Raw genomic sequence first — 15,859 nt, 5'->3', positions numbered from 1 at the left:
GCGGGTCATGCGCGTACTGATTGTTGAAGATGAAGAAAAAACCGCCGACTACCTGCACCGCGGCCTGACGGAACAGGGCTACACCGTCGACGTGGCCCGCGAAGGTGTCGAAGGTCTCCACTTGGCGCTGGAGAACGATTACGCGGTGATCGTGCTCGACGTGATGCTGCCCGGCCTCGACGGCTTTGGCGTGCTGCGTGCCTTGCGTGCGCGCAAGCAGACGCCAGTGATCATGCTCACCGCCCGCGAGCGCGTGGAAGACCGCATACGCGGGCTGCGCGAGGGCGCCGACGATTATCTGGGCAAGCCGTTCTCGTTTCTCGAACTGGTGGCGCGCCTGCAAGCCCTGACCCGGCGCAGCGGTGGTCATGAGCCGGTGCAAGTCACCGTCGCCGACCTGTGGATTGACCTGATCAGCCGCAAAGCCAGCCGCAACGGTGTGCGCCTGGACCTGACGGCCAAGGAGTTCTCGCTGCTCAGCGTGTTGGCGCGGCGCCAGGGTGAAATTCTGTCCAAGACAGCGATTGCAGAGATGGTTTGGGACATCAATTTCGACAGCGACGCCAATGTGGTCGAAGTCGCGATCAAGCGCCTGCGCGCCAAGCTGGATGGGCCCTTCGAACACAAACTGCTGCACACCATTCGTGGCATGGGTTATGTGCTGGAGAACCGCAGTGCCGTCTAATTCCATCGCCTTGCGCCTGAGTGGCATGTTCACGTTGGTGGCGCTGCTGATTTTTGTGTTGATCGGTGGCGCGCTGTACCAGCAGGTCGACCGCAGCCTCGGATTGTTGCCGGGCGCGGAACTGGATGCGCGCTACAGCGTGCTGGAATCCTCGGTGAACCGCTTCGGCACGCCGGACCATTGGGTGAAGATCAAGGCCAAGCTCAAACTATTGAGTGAGGAAGACAAGCGCATCCGCTTCTGGGTAGTCAGCACTGATCCGAACTTCGAGTATGGCGAACCGGATGCGCAGATCCGCGCCTTCGCCGAGGGCCCCAGCGGCAAGCGCGATTTGCATCTGCCGGGCTACACCCATCCGTTCAAGGTACTGGTGAGCCAGTTTCCAGCCAAGGACCAGCGCCCGCCGTTGCGTTTCATGATTGCCATCGACACCGAGAACTTCCGCGCCACTCAGCATCACTTGCTGGTGGCATTGGTCAGCCTGGCGCTGGTTGGCGTGGTGCTGGCTGCGCTGTTGGGGTTCTGGGTGTCGCGCATTGGACTCAAGCCCCTGGGTAGACTCTCGGATGAAGCGCGCAAACTCGCGCCGCCAAAACTCTCCGGACGCCTGCAACTGTCGCCACTCCCCCCGGAGCTCAAGCAGTTCGTCAACTCGTTCAACTCCACCCTCGACCGCGTTGAGCAGGCCTACTCGCGCCTGGAATCTTTTAATGCCGATGTGGCCCATGAACTGCGTTCACCGCTGACCAATCTGATCGGCCAGACCCAAGTGGCGCTGACCCGTGGGCGTTCGGCCGAGCATTATCTGGAAGTGCTGGAGTCGAACCTGGAAGAGCTGGAACGCCTGCGTTCGATCATCAACGACATGCTGTTCCTCGCCAGCGCCGACCAGGGCAGCAAGGCCACCAAGCTGATCGAAAGCTCCCTGGCCGATGAGGTGGCGACCACGCTCGACTACCTGGACTTCATTCTCGAAGACGCTCAGGTGCGGGTGCAGGTCCACGGCGACGCCCAGGTACAGATCGAAAAAGCCCACCTGCGCCGTGCGCTGATCAACCTGTTGAGCAATGCGGTTCAGCACACGGCGCCGGGGCAGGTGATCGACGTGAACATTGACGTGCTGGACCATCAGGTGGCCATCGCCGTGACCAACCCCGGCGAGGCAATTGCCGGCGAGCACCTGCCGCGGTTGTTCGAGCGGTTCTATCGGGTGGACGCCTCGCGTAGCAACAGCGGGGCGAATCATGGATTGGGGCTGGCGATCGTCAAGGCGATTGCGTTGATGCACGGTGGCGACGTGTTTGTGCGCAGCGAACAGGGGGGCAATACCTTCGGCATTACTCTGCCGATGTAGGCCGCCCACATGGAATCAGATCCAATCACTGTTGCGATTTGGGCAACAGTCATTCTCTTGTTACACTCTATATCGTACCGCTCACCTGCGTTAATTTGACGCATCGATGAGCGCGGCGGCAAAGGCAGCTACCCGCTTACCCGAATTTCCCTCGACTTATTTCCAGGGCTCTACACTGGGAATCTGTCTTAAAGCCGCTGATATCAGCGGCTTTTTTTTGCCGTAAAAAAGGCCAGGCACACCCCCACGACATTGGCCGTTTTCGATAGACCAAAGGAGCCTTACCGGTGAAGAACTCGCTGACGTTCACCCCGTTATTCCTCGCGATTGCAGCAACGATCGTCCCCCTTGCCCACGCGGCAGACACTACCCCTACTGAAGGTTTCATCGAGGGCTCGCACCTCAACATCAACACCCGCAACTACTACATGAACCGCGACCGTCGTGACATTCATACCGATGACAGCAAGGAGTGGGGCCAAGGCTTTCTCGGCACTTTCGAATCCGGCTACACCCAGGGCACCATCGGCTTCGGCCTGGATGCCCACGCCATGCTCGGCCTCAAACTCGACGGCGGTGGCGGCACTGACGGCTCCAGCATTCTTCCCTACGGCAGTACTGACGGCAGCGGCAAAGCCCCCGGATCGTTCTCCACCGCTGGCGCTACTTTGAAGATGCGTGCCTTTGATACCGAGTTGAAGGCCGGTGATCTGTTCCTCAACAACCCGGTCATCGCGGGCGGCCAGACGCGCATGCTGCCGCAGACTTTCCGCGGCGTGAGCCTAAGCAATCACAGCTTCGACGGTTGGATGTTCGAAGGCGGCCAGGCCAGCTTCACCAAGCTCTACAACCAGAGCGGCCACCGTCGCATTGGCACCAGCTACGGCGCCCTGCCGACTAACACCGACAGCCAGCACATGAACTGGGCCGGTGTTTCGTTCAGCGGCATTCCCGGCCTGACCAGCAACCTGTACGCCTCCGAACTCAAGGACGTGTGGCACCAGTACTACTACGACCTGGACTACACCTACGCACTCAATGACTTGGTCAGCCTCAACCCGGGTCTGCACTACTACCACACCCAAGACACCGGCCAGTCGTTGCTCGGCGGCATCGACAACAACACCTACAGCCTGCATTTCACCGTGGGCGTGGGTAATCACAGCGTCACCGCCGCTTACCAGCGGGTCAACGGAAACACGCCGTTCGACTACATCGCTCAGGGCGACAGCGTGTACCTGGATAACTCCCAACAATACTCGGACTTCAACGGCCCCAACGAGCGCTCGTGGAAGCTCAAGTACGCCTATGACTTCGCCGGCCTCGGTATGCCCGGGCTGACCTCGGCGGTGTCCTACATCAGTGGCAAGACCGACCTGACCAAGGTCGACCCGCAAAGCAGAGGCTACAGCGCCTGGTACAGCGCCGATGGCAAAGACGCCAAGCACTGGGAACGGGATATCGACGTGAAATACGTGGTGCAAGGCGGCAAGGCCAAGGATTTGGCCATGCGTTTTCAATGGGCAACCAACCGCGGCAGCAATGGTTATTCGGCGGTTGACCGGGACGTGGATGAATATCGGGTGATTATCGACTACCCGATCAACGTGTTCTGACCCCTGGAATCTTTCTTTTTAGCCAATGATTTAATTTTCATCGGGTAGAACTAAACTGCCAGCATTCACACCGCTGAAGTCTGCCCGATGAGTCAACGCCCTGTTCGTACCTCGCCTGCACATCCTGAGCTTTTTCTGATTCTGGGCAGCGGCCTCACGGTCGCCCTGATTGTGATTATCGTTGCGGCGTTGTTGGTCCGCGAACACGCCAGCACCCTTCAGGAAGCCAAACGTTCAACCACCAACATTGCCCAACTGATCAATGCCGACGTGCTGCGCAACGTTGAATTGTATGACCTGGCACTCAAAGGGCTGATTGCGGCCAAACAACGTGAAGACCTGTCCCAGGTGGCCGCGAGTATCCAGCATCTGGTGCAGTTCGACCTCGCCACCGCAGCGCCTTTCAAGGGCGAAGTGCTGTTATTGGACCCCACCGGCGCCGTTATCGCAGACTCATCAACGCTGCAGCCGACGCCGCGTAATTTTTCTAACCGCGATTATTTCCAGGTGCACGTAAAGGACAGCCAGGCCGGTTTGTTCATCAGCCGACCGTTCAAAATCCATTGCGACTGTGACCAGGTCTGGCGCATGGCATTCAGCCGGCGAGTATCAGGACCCAACGGTGAGTTTGCCGGCGTTGCGGTCGCGACCATGCGTCTGGCGTATTTCGACCAACTGTTCAACACCCTGACCATCGGCAACGGCAGCAGCGTCAACCTGCTCAACAACAAAGGCATTTTGTTGGCCCAACAGCCGCTGCTCGAACGCGACATGATCGATAAGGACTTGAGCGAGCGACCGAACTTCAAGCGCATGCTGAGTGAAGGCAGTGGCAGCTTCCAAGCCATCTCGGCTCTCAGCGGCAAGGAGCGCCTGTACACGTTCACCAACGTCGGAGACTTACCGCTGATCGTGGTAGTGGCACTGTCCAGTGAAGATGTATTCGCCCCTTGGAAACGCGCCGCGCTGCTGACCAGTGGCGCCACCGGCATCCTGTGTATAGGTCTGTTGTGGCTGACCTGGATGCTGCGTCGTGAACTGCGACGACGCTACCGCGCAGAACGGGTGCTGTCAGAACTGGCAGCCACCGACGCCCTCACCGGCCTGCCCAACCGCCGCATTCTGGATGAACGCCTGCGCCTGGAATGGGACCGCGCCCAACGCTCAACGGAGCCGATGACGCTTCTGATGATTGACGTGGACCACTTCAAGGCTTTTAACGATCGCCATGGCCATAAGGGGGGCGATGAAGCCTTACGCTCCGTGGCCCAAGTGATCGGCGGCAACATTCGTCGCCCTGCTGATCTGGCGGCGCGCTATGGCGGTGAGGAATTTGCAGTGGTGCTTCCGATTACCGATGCCAAGGGCGCACAGGTAATCGCCGAGCACATCCGCAGCAGCGTCGAACACTTACCGCGGATAGCCGGGGATGAGCGGCCGATTACTGTGAGTATTGGTATGAGCACCTGGGATAAGCACAGTCGTATGTCGTTGGAAGCATTGCTGCTGAGTGCGGACCAGGCGTTGTATGAGGCCAAGCATACGGGGCGTAATCGGATCGTGGATGCAGCGACGCTGTCATGAGGCATCAGACTAATGTCCACAGAAGACTTGCTGTCACAGCCTTACTCACCACAACAGGCCCGCTTGCCACAGCAAGTCTGTTCACCAGAAAAACAGCCATAAAAAAAGGCCACCCGAAGGCAGCCTTTAAAAACTAAAGAAAGAGAGTTGTTACTTACACCGCCGCAACGGGACGCATGTAAGAGATCGGTGCGGTGCTGGCATCTTCGAAGGTCACGACTTCCCAAGCGTCTGTCTGCTCAATCAACTTGCGCAGCAGCTGGTTGTTAAGGGCGTGGCCCGACTTGAAGCCTTTGAACTCGCCTATCAGGCTATTGCCCAGCAGGTAGAGGTCACCGATTGCATCGAGGATCTTGTGCTTCACGAATTCGTCTTCGTAGCGAAGGCCGTCTTCGTTCAGTACACCATCCGCGTCGACCACAATGGCGTTTTCAACGCTGCCGCCGAGTGCGAGGTTGTGCTTGCGCAGGTACTCGATGTCACTCATGAAACCAAAGGTACGGGCGCGGCTGACTTCTTTTACGAACGAAGTGCTGGAAAAATCCACGCTTGCACTTTGGGTGCGGTCACGGAATACCGGGTGATCGAAATCGATCTCAAAGCTCACTTTAAAGCCTTCGAACGGGACGAAGGTGGCGCGCTTGTCGCCGTCTTCTACTGTCACTTCCCGCAGAATGCGTATGAACTTCTTGGCTGCGTCCTGTTCTTCCAGGCCGGCAGATTGAATCAAGAATACGAAGGGTCCAGCGCTGCCATCCATGATAGGGACTTCGGACGCGGAGAGCTCGACGTAGGCGTTATCGATGCCCAGGCCAGCCATGGCCGAGAGCAAGTGCTCCACCGTGTCCACTTTGACGTCACCGTTGACCAATGTGGTCGACATAGTGGTTTCGCCAACGTTTTCCGCGCGAGCAGGAATCTGCACCACAGGGTCCAGGTCGGCACGAACAAACACGATGCCGGTGTCGACAGGTGCAGGTTTGAGGGTCAGGTATACCTTCTCCCCGGAGTGCAGACCTACACCTGTGGCACGGATAATATTCTTCAGGGTGCGTTGTTTAATCATGGCTTGGACCGCTTGAGCGCAAATTGCGAACTGGTATCAACAAAGGCTGGCGATAATAGCAGACCAGACCTTTGCTGAACACCAATCACCTTCATAGCCCTGATACATTCCATCAATCGGCCTGACGACGCAGGAATGCCGGGATGTCCAGGTAGTCCAGGTCATCTTGCGGATTCGGGCTACGGGACGCCGCAGCACCGGCCTGAGCCTGGTTGCGCATCACGGTCGGACGATCCAGGTCACGGTAGTTCACCGACGGCATTTCCGGGCGCACAGGCGCTGGAGCTGCAGCCGATTGGCTGGCGTGGCTGGCATGGTTTGTATGAACGGTGTTGTCGATAACCTTTACAGGCTTCTCGATTTTCGCGCCCAGGCCGGTAGCGACCACAGTCACGTGCAGTTCGTCGCGCATGTCTGGATCGATAACGGTACCGACTTTGACCATCGCGTGCTCGGAAGCGAAGGCTTCGATGATGCTACCCACGTCGGAGTACTCACCCAGGGACAGGTCAGGACCGGCAGTGATGTTCACCAGGATGCCGCGTGCGCCTTGCAGGTTCACGTCTTCCAGCAGCGGGTTGCGGATGGCCGCTTCGGTGGCTTCACGTGCACGGTTAGGACCGCTGGCGCAGCCAGTGCCCATCATCGCCATGCCCATTTCGCTCATGACAGTACGTACGTCGGCAAAGTCGACGTTGATCATGCCTGGGCGTTTGATGATGTCGGAAATACCGCGAACGGCACCGGCCAGTACATCGTCAGCCTTGGCGAACGCGGACAGCAGGCTTGCGTCCTTGCCCAGGATGGTCAGCAATTTCTCGTTAGGAATGGTGATCAACGAGTCGACGCTTTCAGACAGCAGACGGATACCTTCGTCGGCGATCTGCATGCGCTTGCGACCTTCGAACGGGAACGGACGGGTTACGACTGCAACCGTCAGAATGCCCATTTCCTTGGCCACTTCGGCAATGATCGGGGCCGCACCGGTACCGGTACCGCCGCCCATGCCAGTGGTGATGAACACCATGTTGGTGCCTTGCAGCACTTCGGCAATACGCTCACGGTCTTCCAAAGCGGCTTGACGGCCGACTTCCGGATTGGCGCCAGCGCCGAGGCCCTTGGTCACAGCAGTGCCCAATTGCAGGATGGTCCGCGCGCCGATGCTTTTCAGCGCCTGGGCATCGGTGTTGGCGCAGATGAATTCAACGCCTTCAATGTTGCTCTTGACCATATGGTTGACAGCGTTGCCGCCGCCACCGCCGACACCGATCACTTTGATGACCGGGCTGGCGGGGATGTTGTCTACGAGTTCGAACATGTTCCCTCTCCTTTCGTTATCTCTAGTTTTTTCGCCTACTGCTTACATCGGTGTTGCGGTAAAGCTTTAGAAATTGCCTTTTACCCAAGCCTGCAACCGTTCGAACAACGGCGCTTTGGCCTCGTCGTCGCTGCGGTAGCTGTCACGGATGCTCGGGCCCGACAGGGAAATGCCGTCGGTCTGCTTTTGCAGTCCGTACAACAGCAAGCCCACACCGGTGGAATAAATTGGGTTGCGCACCACGTCTCCCAGGCCTTTGACGCCATGGGGCACGCCCAGGCGGACCGGCATGTGGAAGATTTCCTCGGCCAGTTCGACCGCGCCTTCCATCTTCGAGGTGCCACCCGTCAGCACGATGCCGGCCGGGATCAAATCTTCGTAGCCACTGCGACGCAGTTCAGCCTGGATCAGGGTGAACAGCTCGTCGTAACGCGGCTCGACCACTTCGGCCAAAGCCTGGCGCGACAGTTCGCGCGGTGGACGGTCGCCCACGCTCGGAACCTTGATGGTTTCGCCGGCACCGGCCAGCTTGGCCAGGGCGCAGGCGTAGCGGATCTTGATTTCTTCAGCGTACTGGGTCGGTGTACGCAACGCCATGGCGATGTCGTTGGTAACCTGGTCGCCTGCAATCGGGATTACGGCGGTGTGACGGATCGCACCCTCGGTGAAGATCGCGATGTCAGTGGTGCCGCCGCCGATGTCCACCAGGCACACGCCCAGCTCTTTCTCGTCGTCGGTCAGTACCGAGTACGCAGACGCCAGTTGCTCAAGAATGATGTCGTCGATTTCCAGGCCGCAGCGGCGCACGCATTTTTCAATGTTCTGTGCAGCGTTGACAGCGCAGGTCACCACGTGGACCTTGGCTTCCAGACGTACGCCCGACATGCCCAGAGGCTCGCGAACGCCTTCCTGGTTATCGATCACGTAATCCTGCGGCAGGGTGTGCAGCACGCGCTGATCGGCCGGGATCGCCACGGCCTGGGCGGCGTCGAGGACGCGCTCAAGGTCGGCGGCGCTGACTTCACGGTCACGGATCGCCACGATACCGTGGGAGTTCAGGCTACGGATATGGTTGCCCGCGACGCCGACAAACGCCGAGTGAATCCGGCAACCGGCCATCAGCTGCGCTTCTTCGATAGCGCGCTGGATCGATTGCACAGTGGACTCGATGTTCACCACCACGCCCTTCTTCAGGCCCCGGGACGGATGCGTGCCAATACCGACGATTTCGATCGCGCCGTCTTCCCCGACCTCGCCCACCAGCGCCACCACTTTGGAGGTGCCGATATCGAGACCGACGATCATTTTGCCGCTTTGCACGTTTGCCATGGGTCCTGCCTCTTCTTAATTCTTCGCGACAGCGGGTTGCGCTGCCGTGGGCGCAGCCGGTTCACGCCAGCCGACGGCAAGGCCGTTGGCGTAACGCAGGTCGACGCTCGCAATGTTCGTAATCTGTTCTTTCAAGGTCTTGTCGTAGATGGCAATGAAACGGCGCATCTTTTCCACCAAGCGGTCGCGTCCCAGCAACAACTGGATGCCCGGGCCGGAACTGCCTGCCCCGGTCGTCAAAAACCAGCTACCCCGTTCACGCAGTTCCAGGCGTGCAATGGAGAAGCCCATTGGCCGCAGCATCTGGCTCAAGGCCTGGTACTGCTGCATTACTTGCTGCTGCGCCCGCTGCGGCCCGAACAGCTGCGGCAGGTGCTCATAGTTGGCCAGCTCACGCGGGGTGAACGCCTGGCCCTGGTTGTTCAACAGCGCTTCATCACCCCAACGGGCCACGGGCAGTTGTTCCTCCAGGCGGATCGTCACCTGGTCCGGCCACACACGTCGGACTTCGGCGTGGGCGATCCACGGCATCTGTTCCAGCTCACCGCGCATACCGGCCAGGTCGATGGTGAAGAAGCTCGCGGCCAGGTACGGGCCAATGCGCTGCTGCACCGCTTGCTGGCTGATGTAGCTCAAGTCACCCTGCACGCTGATCTTGGTGATCGGACGGTCGGCGTACGGCAATAGACGCTGCGCACCTTCGTAAGTGCCGAAACCCAATACCACCAGCAGCACCGGCCAGAACAGCGCCTTGAGGAAACCAAAGTTGGCTTTCGGCAGGCGCGCCGACATCGGCTCTTTAGCCACCATTCGGCTGGCACCCCGTGGCACCGGCTTGCGGCTCGGTGCTTGTGGGGGCTGATGACGAAGCGATGCGCCTTTCATGTCCTTAGCCTCTTGGCTCAATGCTGGCGGCAAGAATTGCCAGCACCAACTGCTGGAAATCCAAGCCGGCTGCGCGAGCGGCCATAGGTACCAGGCTGTGGTCGGTCATGCCCGGCGCAGTGTTGACTTCCAGGAACCAGAACTGCCCTTGGTCATCCTGCATCACGTCTGCCCGCGCCCAGCCGGCGATACCCAGCGCCTCACAGGCCTTCGCCGTGAGGTCCATCAATTCCTGTTCCTTGGCTGCGTCAAGGCCGCACGGGACCCGATACTGGGTATCGGATGCCAGGTACTTGGCGTCGTAGTCGTAAAAGGTGTGGGGCGTGCCCAATGCGATAGGCGGCAATACTTGGCCACGCAGGGTGGCGATGGTGTACTCGGGACCCTGGATCCACTGTTCCACCAACACTTGCGAATCGTAGGTACTTGCCGCTTTCCATGCGTCGATCAATTCGGCGGCCGAGTTCACTTTGGCCATGCCGATACTGGAGCCTTCATGGGCTGGTTTGACGATCAAAGGCAGGCCCAGTTCCTTGGCTGCAGAAATACAATCGTCTTCGCTGCACAGAACAGCGTGACGCGGGGTTGGAATGCCCAGGCTGTGCCATACCTGCTTGGTGCGCAGCTTGTCCATGGCCAGTGCCGAGGCGAGGATGCCACTGCCGGTGTAAGGAATACCGGCGCATTCCAGCAGGCCCTGCATGCTGCCGTCTTCACCGCCACGGCCGTGAAGAATAATGAAGGCGCGGTCGATCTTTTCGGCCTGCAGGCGGGCGAGGAAGTCATCGCCCACGTCGATACCAAACGCATTCACGCCGGCGCTTTGCAGGGCTTCGAGCACGGCGTTGCCGGACTTGAGCGACACTTCGCGCTCGGCGCTCTTGCCGCCGAACAGCACCGCCACACGGCCGAAGTCGGCTGGCGCGATTGTCGAAAACAGGGAGCCGTAGTCAGTGGTCATTTCGACTTCCCCTTCTCGGCGGCAAACAGCGGGCTCGCCAATAGTTTAGGGGCAAGGCCGCCGATATCACCTGCGCCTTGGCACAGCAGAATGTCACCAGCGCGCAGCAGCGGTTTGACGATCGGTGCCAGGTCCACACCGCGCTCGATGTAGATCGGGTCAAGCTGACCACGCTGACGAATGCTGTTGCACAGCTTGCGGCTATCGGCGCCCGGGATCGGTTCTTCACCGGCCGGGTAAACCTCCATCAACAGCAGCACGTTGGCATCGGCCAATACATTGACGAAGTCGTCATACAGATCGCGGGTCCGGCTGTAGCGGTGCGGTTGGTAGACCATCACCAGGCGGCGCTCCGGCCAACCACCGCGCACGGCCTTGATCACTGCGGCAACTTCAGTCGGGTGGTGACCGTAGTCGTCCACCAGCATCACGTCGCCACCCTCTACAGGCAGTTGGCCGTAGACTTGGAAGCGACGGCCGACACCCGCAAAACGCGACAGGCCTTCCACGATGGCTTCATCGCTGACGCCTTCATCGGAGGCGATGCAGATGGTCGCCAGGGAATTCAATACGTTGTGGTTGCCCGGCATGTTCACCGACACATCCAGCGGCTCACGGTCAGGACGCAGTACGGTGAAGAAGGTTTGCATGCCTTCCTGGCGCACATTGATCGCACGCACGTCGGCGTCTTCGCTGAAGCCGTAGGTCACGGTCGGACGCTTGACCAGCGGCAGGATTTCACGCACTACCGGATCGTCCAGGCATACCACGGCCAAACCGTAGAACGGCAGGTTATGCAGGAACTCAACGAAGGTTTTCTTCAACTTGTTGAAGTCACCGTCGTAGGTCGCCATGTGGTCTTCGTCAATGTTGGTCACGACGGCCACAAGCGGTTGCAGGTGCAGGAAGCTCGCGTCGCTTTCATCGGCTTCGGCGATCAGGTAGCGGCTGGTGCCGAGCTGGGCATTGGTGCCGGCTGCATTCAGGCGGCCACCGATAACGAAGGTCGGGTCCAGGCCACCAGCGGCGAACACCGAAGCGATCAGGCTGGTCGTGGTGGTCTTGCCGTGGGTACCGGCGACGGCGATGCCGTGGCGATAACGCATCAACTCGGCCAGCATCTCGGCACGTGGCACCACGGGAATGCGGCGCTCAAGGGCGGTGGCCACTTCCGGGTTGGAAGTGTTCACGGCGCTGGACACCACCAGCACGTCGGCCTCAGCGGCGTTCTCAGCGCGGTGGCCGATGAAAATCTGTGCACCAAACGACTTCAGGCGCTCGGTGACCGGCGACTCTTTCAAGTCCGAGCCGGACACTTGGTAGCCCAAGTTCAGTAACACTTCGGCAATGCCGCACATGCCCACGCCGCCGATACCGACGAAGTGGATGCGACGGATGCGGCGCATCTCGGGTTGTGGCATGGCTTTCTGATTCTCAACCATGGGCCACCTCCAGGCAGATATCCACCACGGTGCGGGTTGCGTCAGGTTTGGCCAGGCGGCTTGCGGTGCTCGCCATGTTGTTGAGTCGTTCCGGTTGCATCAAAACCTCGGTCAGGCGTGCGGCCAAATCGGCGGCGCCAGTCGTTCTTTGCGGCAGCAGGAAAGCAGCGCCCTCCCCGGCCAAATATTCGGCGTTGCGGGTCTGGTGATCGTCGATGGCGTGGGGCAAAGGCACCAGCAAGGACGGCAGACCGGCGGCGGCCAGTTCACTGACGGTCAGCGCACCAGCGCGACAGACCACCAGGTCGGCCCAGCCATAGGCATGGGCCATGTCTTTGATGAAAGGCTGTACGTTCGCCTCGACACCGGCTTCGCGATAACGCGTGGCGGTGATTTCATCGTGGTTCTTGCCGGCCTGATGGAAGATCTCCGGGCGCAATTCCACAGGGAGTTGCGCCACCGCTTCCGGTAGCAATTTGTTCAATGGCTCAGCGCCCAGGCTTCCGCCCAGGATCAGCAGGTGCGCCTTGCGACCCGCGAGCGCTTCGCGGGCGATGTCCATAAACAGCTCGGTGCGCACCGGGTTGCCGGTGGTACGGCGCTTATCCGACACACTGAAAGTGTTGGGAAACGCTTCACACACCCGCGCAGCCAACGGCACCAGCAAGCGGTTGGCGGTGCCGGCCACAGCGTTCTGCTCGTGCACGATCACCGGCACACCGGCGAGCTTGGCCGCGACGCCGCCAGGGCCGGTTACATAACCGCCAAAACCGAGCACACACACTGGCTGCAATTCACGGATGACCTTGCGCGCCTGCCACACCGCCTTGAGCAAGACGAAAGGTGCCTTGAGCAAGGACAACTTGCCTTTGCCGCGCAGGCCTGTGACGTTGATCAGATGCAACGGCAAGCCGGCACTCGGTACCAATTCGTTTTCGATACCGCGCGGCGTGCCCAACCAATGCACGGTGTAGCCACGGTTCTGGAACTCGCGCGCACACGCCAGGGCTGGGAATACGTGGCCCCCAGTGCCGCCAGCCATGATCAGCACATTAGCGCCCATGGGTCGGCTCCTCGGCGAAGTCGCTTTCGCTGAACTCCATCTCTTCGCTGCCCAAGTGGGTTCGACTCTCCCACTCAATGCGCAGCAACAAGCCCAGACAGGCGCAGCAAATCACCAGCGAACTGCCGCCGTAACTGAGGAACGGCAAGGTCAGCCCCTTGGTCGGCAGCAGGCCGACGTTCACACCGATATTGATCAAGAACTGGCCGATCCACAGGAACGACAAGCCGTACGCCACATAGGCGGCGAAATACTGTTTGGCCTTCTCGGCCCACAAGCCGATGTACATGCCGCGTACGCACACGAACACAAACAGCGCGACGGTGCACAGCGAACCAACCACGCCCAACTCTTCGGCGAGTACCGAGAACACGAAGTCGGTGTGGGCTTCCGGAAGGTAGAACTGCTTTTGCACGCTATTGCCCAGGCCAACGCCCAGCCACTCACCACGACCAAAGGCGATCAACGCCTGGGTCAATTGATATCCGGAGCCAAACTGGTCGGACCACGGGTCGGTAAAGGTAATCAGACGCGCCATCCGGTAGGGTTGCGCCTGCACCAGGATGGTCACGGCCGCCACTGCCAGCACCACCATCAAACTGAAGCGGAACAGGCCCACGCCGCCGAGGAACAGCATCGCCGCGGCCGCGCCCATCATCACGACGGTGGCGCCGAAGTCGGGCTCCATCAGCAAGAGGCCGGCCATGGGCAGAAGCACGATGAATGGCTTGAAGAAGCCCATCCAGCTTTCGCGCACTTCCTTCTGACGACGCACCAGGTAACCGGCGAGATAGATCACCACGAACACCTTGGCGATTTCCGACGGTTGCACGTTGAACGCGCCGAAACCAATCCAGCGCATCGAGCCGTTCACCTCGCGGCCGATACCCGGCACGATCACCATGACCAGCAAGCCAAACGCGCCGATCAGCATCAGCCAACCGAGACGCTGCCAGGTGGCGATGGGGATCATCATGGTGACGATGCACGCACCCAGACCGATGATCAGGTACACCAAGTGACGGATCATCATGTAAAGGGTGTTGCCCGACTGCACGGCAGCCACTTCGGAAGACGCCGAGGTGATCATCACCAGGCCCAGGCCCAGTAGCGCGAGGCAACCGGCGAGCATTGGGAAATCAAGGTCGATGCCACGCCCGGTGATAATCGGCGACGGGTACGGCTTGATGATGTTTCTGAAATCAATGCTCATGCCAAGCCCTCCACGGCGCGGGCGAACAACTGGCCACGCTCTTCGTAGTTCTTGAACATGTCGAAACTGGCGCACGCCGGCGAAAGCAGTACCGCATCGCCTGGTTGAGCCAAGGCTTTGCATTGGGCAATGGCGTCGTCCAAGGAGGTGGCACGCACCTGTGGCACGGCGTCACCAAGCGCGGCGGCGATCAAGTCGGAGTCGCGGCCCATCAAAACCACGGCGCGGCAATGCGCAGCCACCGGTGCCTTGAGATCTTTGAAATCGGCGCCCTTGCCATCGCCACCGGCAATCAGCACCAGCTTGCCGTCGATATCGGCGCCAAGCCCTTCGATCGCAGCCAGTGCGGCGCCGACGTTGGTGGCTTTGGAGTCGTTGTAATAGCTGACGCCATCGAGATCACGCACCCACTGGCAGCGGTGTTCAAGACCGGCGAAGGTGCGCAGGCTGGAGAGCATCGCGTCGAATGGCAGACCAACGGCATGGCCAAGCGCCAATGCCGCCAGGGCGTTGGACTGATTATGGGCACCACGAATTTTCAGCTCGCGCACTGGCATCAGGTTCTGAAATTCGAAGGCCAGGTATTTCTCGCCGTTCTCTTCGCGGATACCGAAGGCCTTGAAGTCGGGCTTGCCCAAACCGAAGGTCCAGCAGGGCATGCCCTCGCCCATCAGCGGACGGCTAAGGGCATCCTGGCGGTTGACCACAAATTGCTTGGCGCCGCGGAAGATCCGGTGCTTGGCCAGATGATATGCCGGCAGGCCGCTGTAGCGGTCCATGTGGTCTTCGCTGACGTTCAGAACAGTGGCGACTTCGGCGCCGAGGTCATGGGTGGTTTCCAGCTGGAAACTAGACAGTTCCATCACGTACAGCTCGATGTCGTCGCTGAGCAGGTCCAGCGCCGGGGTGCCGAGGTTACCGCCCACGGCCACGCGCTTGCCGGCCGCCATCGCCATCTCACCGACCAGTGTGGTCACGGTGCTTTTCGCGTTGGAACCGCTGATGGCTACTATCGGCGCCTTCGCGTTACGCGCGAACAGGTCGATATCGCCGGACAGCTTAACGCCACGGGCCGCTGCGGCTTGCAGGGCCGGTGTTGCCAGTGCCAGGCCGGGACTCACGTAGAGCTCATCGGCGCGGCACAGAAACTCGACATCCAACTCGCCACAACGCACTTCCACGTGCGGGTAGTCACGGCGCAGCGTGACCAGCTCCGGTGGATTTTCCCGCGTATCGGCCACGGCAAACGACGTGCCCCGGTTCGCCAGGAAGCGAACCAGGGACATGCCGCTCTTGCCGAGGCCGACAACGATGCGGAAGTGGTCTGAAGCGATCAGGGACAC

Annotated in this window: 13 protein-coding genes; 4 read left to right on the top strand and 9 right to left on the bottom strand. The window is 60.1% G+C overall.

Features of this window, described 5'->3' with window-relative positions; genetic code table 11:
• The first annotated feature begins 7 nt into the window (after nucleotides 1-7).
• From CKW32_RS01460 to CKW32_RS01445, 4 genes are all read left to right on the top strand, one after another.
• Nucleotides 8-685: a heavy metal response regulator transcription factor gene (locus CKW32_RS01460; RefSeq protein WP_032886331.1), complete on the top strand. Its 678-nt coding sequence runs from the start codon at nucleotides 8-10 to the stop codon at nucleotides 683-685.
• Nucleotides 675-2,039 carry a heavy metal sensor histidine kinase gene (locus CKW32_RS01455; RefSeq protein ID WP_095183870.1) on the top strand — a complete coding sequence of 455 codons (1,365 nt, stop codon included), beginning with the start codon at nucleotides 675-677 and terminating at the stop codon, nucleotides 2,037-2,039. The genes CKW32_RS01460 and CKW32_RS01455 overlap by 11 nt, the downstream gene beginning before the upstream one ends.
• Before the next feature lie 287 nt (nucleotides 2,040-2,326).
• Entirely contained in the window at nucleotides 2,327-3,655 is a 1,329-nt protein-coding gene (locus CKW32_RS01450; RefSeq protein ID WP_095183869.1) for an OprD family porin, read from the top strand.
• Nucleotides 3,656-3,742: 87 nt separating this feature from the next.
• On the top strand, nucleotides 3,743-5,239 hold the full coding sequence (locus CKW32_RS01445; protein WP_032886328.1) for a sensor domain-containing diguanylate cyclase: 1,497 nt from the start codon (nucleotides 3,743-3,745) through the stop codon (nucleotides 5,237-5,239).
• A gap of 154 nt (nucleotides 5,240-5,393) precedes the next feature.
• Here the strand turns inward: CKW32_RS01445 and lpxC are convergent, their stop codons facing one another.
• From lpxC to murD, 9 genes are all read right to left on the bottom strand, one after another.
• Nucleotides 5,394-6,305, bottom strand: coding sequence for a UDP-3-O-acyl-N-acetylglucosamine deacetylase (gene lpxC / locus CKW32_RS01440; protein WP_003171886.1), 912 nt, complete (start codon nucleotides 6,303-6,305; stop codon nucleotides 5,394-5,396).
• Nucleotides 6,306-6,417: 112 nt separating this feature from the next.
• A complete protein-coding gene (ftsZ, locus tag CKW32_RS01435) occupies nucleotides 6,418-7,623 on the bottom strand; it encodes a cell division protein FtsZ (protein ID WP_095183868.1) in 1,206 nt (401 codons plus the stop codon).
• 66 nt (nucleotides 7,624-7,689) lie between these two features.
• Nucleotides 7,690-8,952: a cell division protein FtsA gene (ftsA, locus tag CKW32_RS01430; RefSeq protein ID WP_032886326.1), complete on the bottom strand. Its 1,263-nt coding sequence runs from the start codon at nucleotides 8,950-8,952 to the stop codon at nucleotides 7,690-7,692.
• Nucleotides 8,953-8,967: 15 nt separating this feature from the next.
• Nucleotides 8,968-9,837, bottom strand: coding sequence for a cell division protein FtsQ/DivIB (locus CKW32_RS01425; protein WP_095183867.1), 870 nt, complete (start codon nucleotides 9,835-9,837; stop codon nucleotides 8,968-8,970).
• A gap of 4 nt (nucleotides 9,838-9,841) precedes the next feature.
• Nucleotides 9,842-10,798: a D-alanine--D-alanine ligase gene (locus tag CKW32_RS01420; protein WP_095183866.1), complete on the bottom strand. Its 957-nt coding sequence runs from the start codon at nucleotides 10,796-10,798 to the stop codon at nucleotides 9,842-9,844.
• Complete coding sequence (murC, locus tag CKW32_RS01415; RefSeq protein WP_032886323.1) at nucleotides 10,795-12,240, bottom strand: UDP-N-acetylmuramate--L-alanine ligase; 1,446 nt, start codon at nucleotides 12,238-12,240, stop codon at nucleotides 10,795-10,797. Before murC ends, CKW32_RS01420 begins: the two co-directional genes overlap by 4 nt.
• On the bottom strand, nucleotides 12,233-13,303 hold the full coding sequence (murG, locus tag CKW32_RS01410; RefSeq protein ID WP_032886322.1) for an undecaprenyldiphospho-muramoylpentapeptide beta-N-acetylglucosaminyltransferase: 1,071 nt from the start codon (nucleotides 13,301-13,303) through the stop codon (nucleotides 12,233-12,235). Before murG ends, murC begins: the two co-directional genes overlap by 8 nt.
• Entirely contained in the window at nucleotides 13,293-14,516 is a 1,224-nt protein-coding gene (gene ftsW / locus CKW32_RS01405; protein WP_032886321.1) for a putative lipid II flippase FtsW, read from the bottom strand. The genes murG and ftsW overlap by 11 nt, the downstream gene beginning before the upstream one ends.
• Entirely contained in the window at nucleotides 14,513-15,859 is a 1,347-nt protein-coding gene (gene murD / locus CKW32_RS01400; RefSeq protein WP_032886320.1) for a UDP-N-acetylmuramoyl-L-alanine--D-glutamate ligase, read from the bottom strand. The genes ftsW and murD overlap by 4 nt, the downstream gene beginning before the upstream one ends.

It is taken from the genome of Pseudomonas sp. Irchel 3H9 (assembly GCF_900187495.1).
In the GTDB taxonomy this organism is placed as follows: Bacteria; Pseudomonadota; Gammaproteobacteria; order Pseudomonadales; family Pseudomonadaceae; genus Aquipseudomonas; species Aquipseudomonas sivasensis.
Note: the sequence above shows the minus strand (reverse complement) of the source record. Positions and strands in the feature narration are given on the sequence as shown.

Excerpts from the sequence above, each read along its gene's own strand:
- murC (WP_032886323.1), bottom strand. The coding sequence starts at position 12,240 with ATGGTTGAGAATCAGAAAGCCATGCCACAACCCGAGATGCGCCGCATC.
- CKW32_RS01425 (WP_095183867.1), bottom strand. The coding sequence starts at position 9,837 with ATGAAAGGCGCATCGCTTCGTCATCAGCCCCCACAAGCACCGAGCCGC.
- CKW32_RS01445 (WP_032886328.1), top strand. The coding sequence starts at position 3,743 with ATGAGTCAACGCCCTGTTCGTACCTCGCCTGCACATCCTGAGCTTTTT.
- CKW32_RS01460 (WP_032886331.1), top strand. The coding sequence starts at position 8 with ATGCGCGTACTGATTGTTGAAGATGAAGAAAAAACCGCCGACTACCTG.
- murG (WP_032886322.1), bottom strand. The coding sequence starts at position 13,303 with ATGGGCGCTAATGTGCTGATCATGGCTGGCGGCACTGGGGGCCACGTA.
- ftsZ (WP_095183868.1), bottom strand. The coding sequence starts at position 7,623 with ATGTTCGAACTCGTAGACAACATCCCCGCCAGCCCGGTCATCAAAGTG.
- ftsA (WP_032886326.1), bottom strand. The coding sequence starts at position 8,952 with ATGGCAAACGTGCAAAGCGGCAAAATGATCGTCGGTCTCGATATCGGC.
- CKW32_RS01420 (WP_095183866.1), bottom strand. The coding sequence starts at position 10,798 with ATGACCACTGACTACGGCTCCCTGTTTTCGACAATCGCGCCAGCCGAC.
- lpxC (WP_003171886.1), bottom strand. The coding sequence starts at position 6,305 with ATGATTAAACAACGCACCCTGAAGAATATTATCCGTGCCACAGGTGTA.
- ftsW (WP_032886321.1), bottom strand. The coding sequence starts at position 14,516 with ATGAGCATTGATTTCAGAAACATCATCAAGCCGTACCCGTCGCCGATT.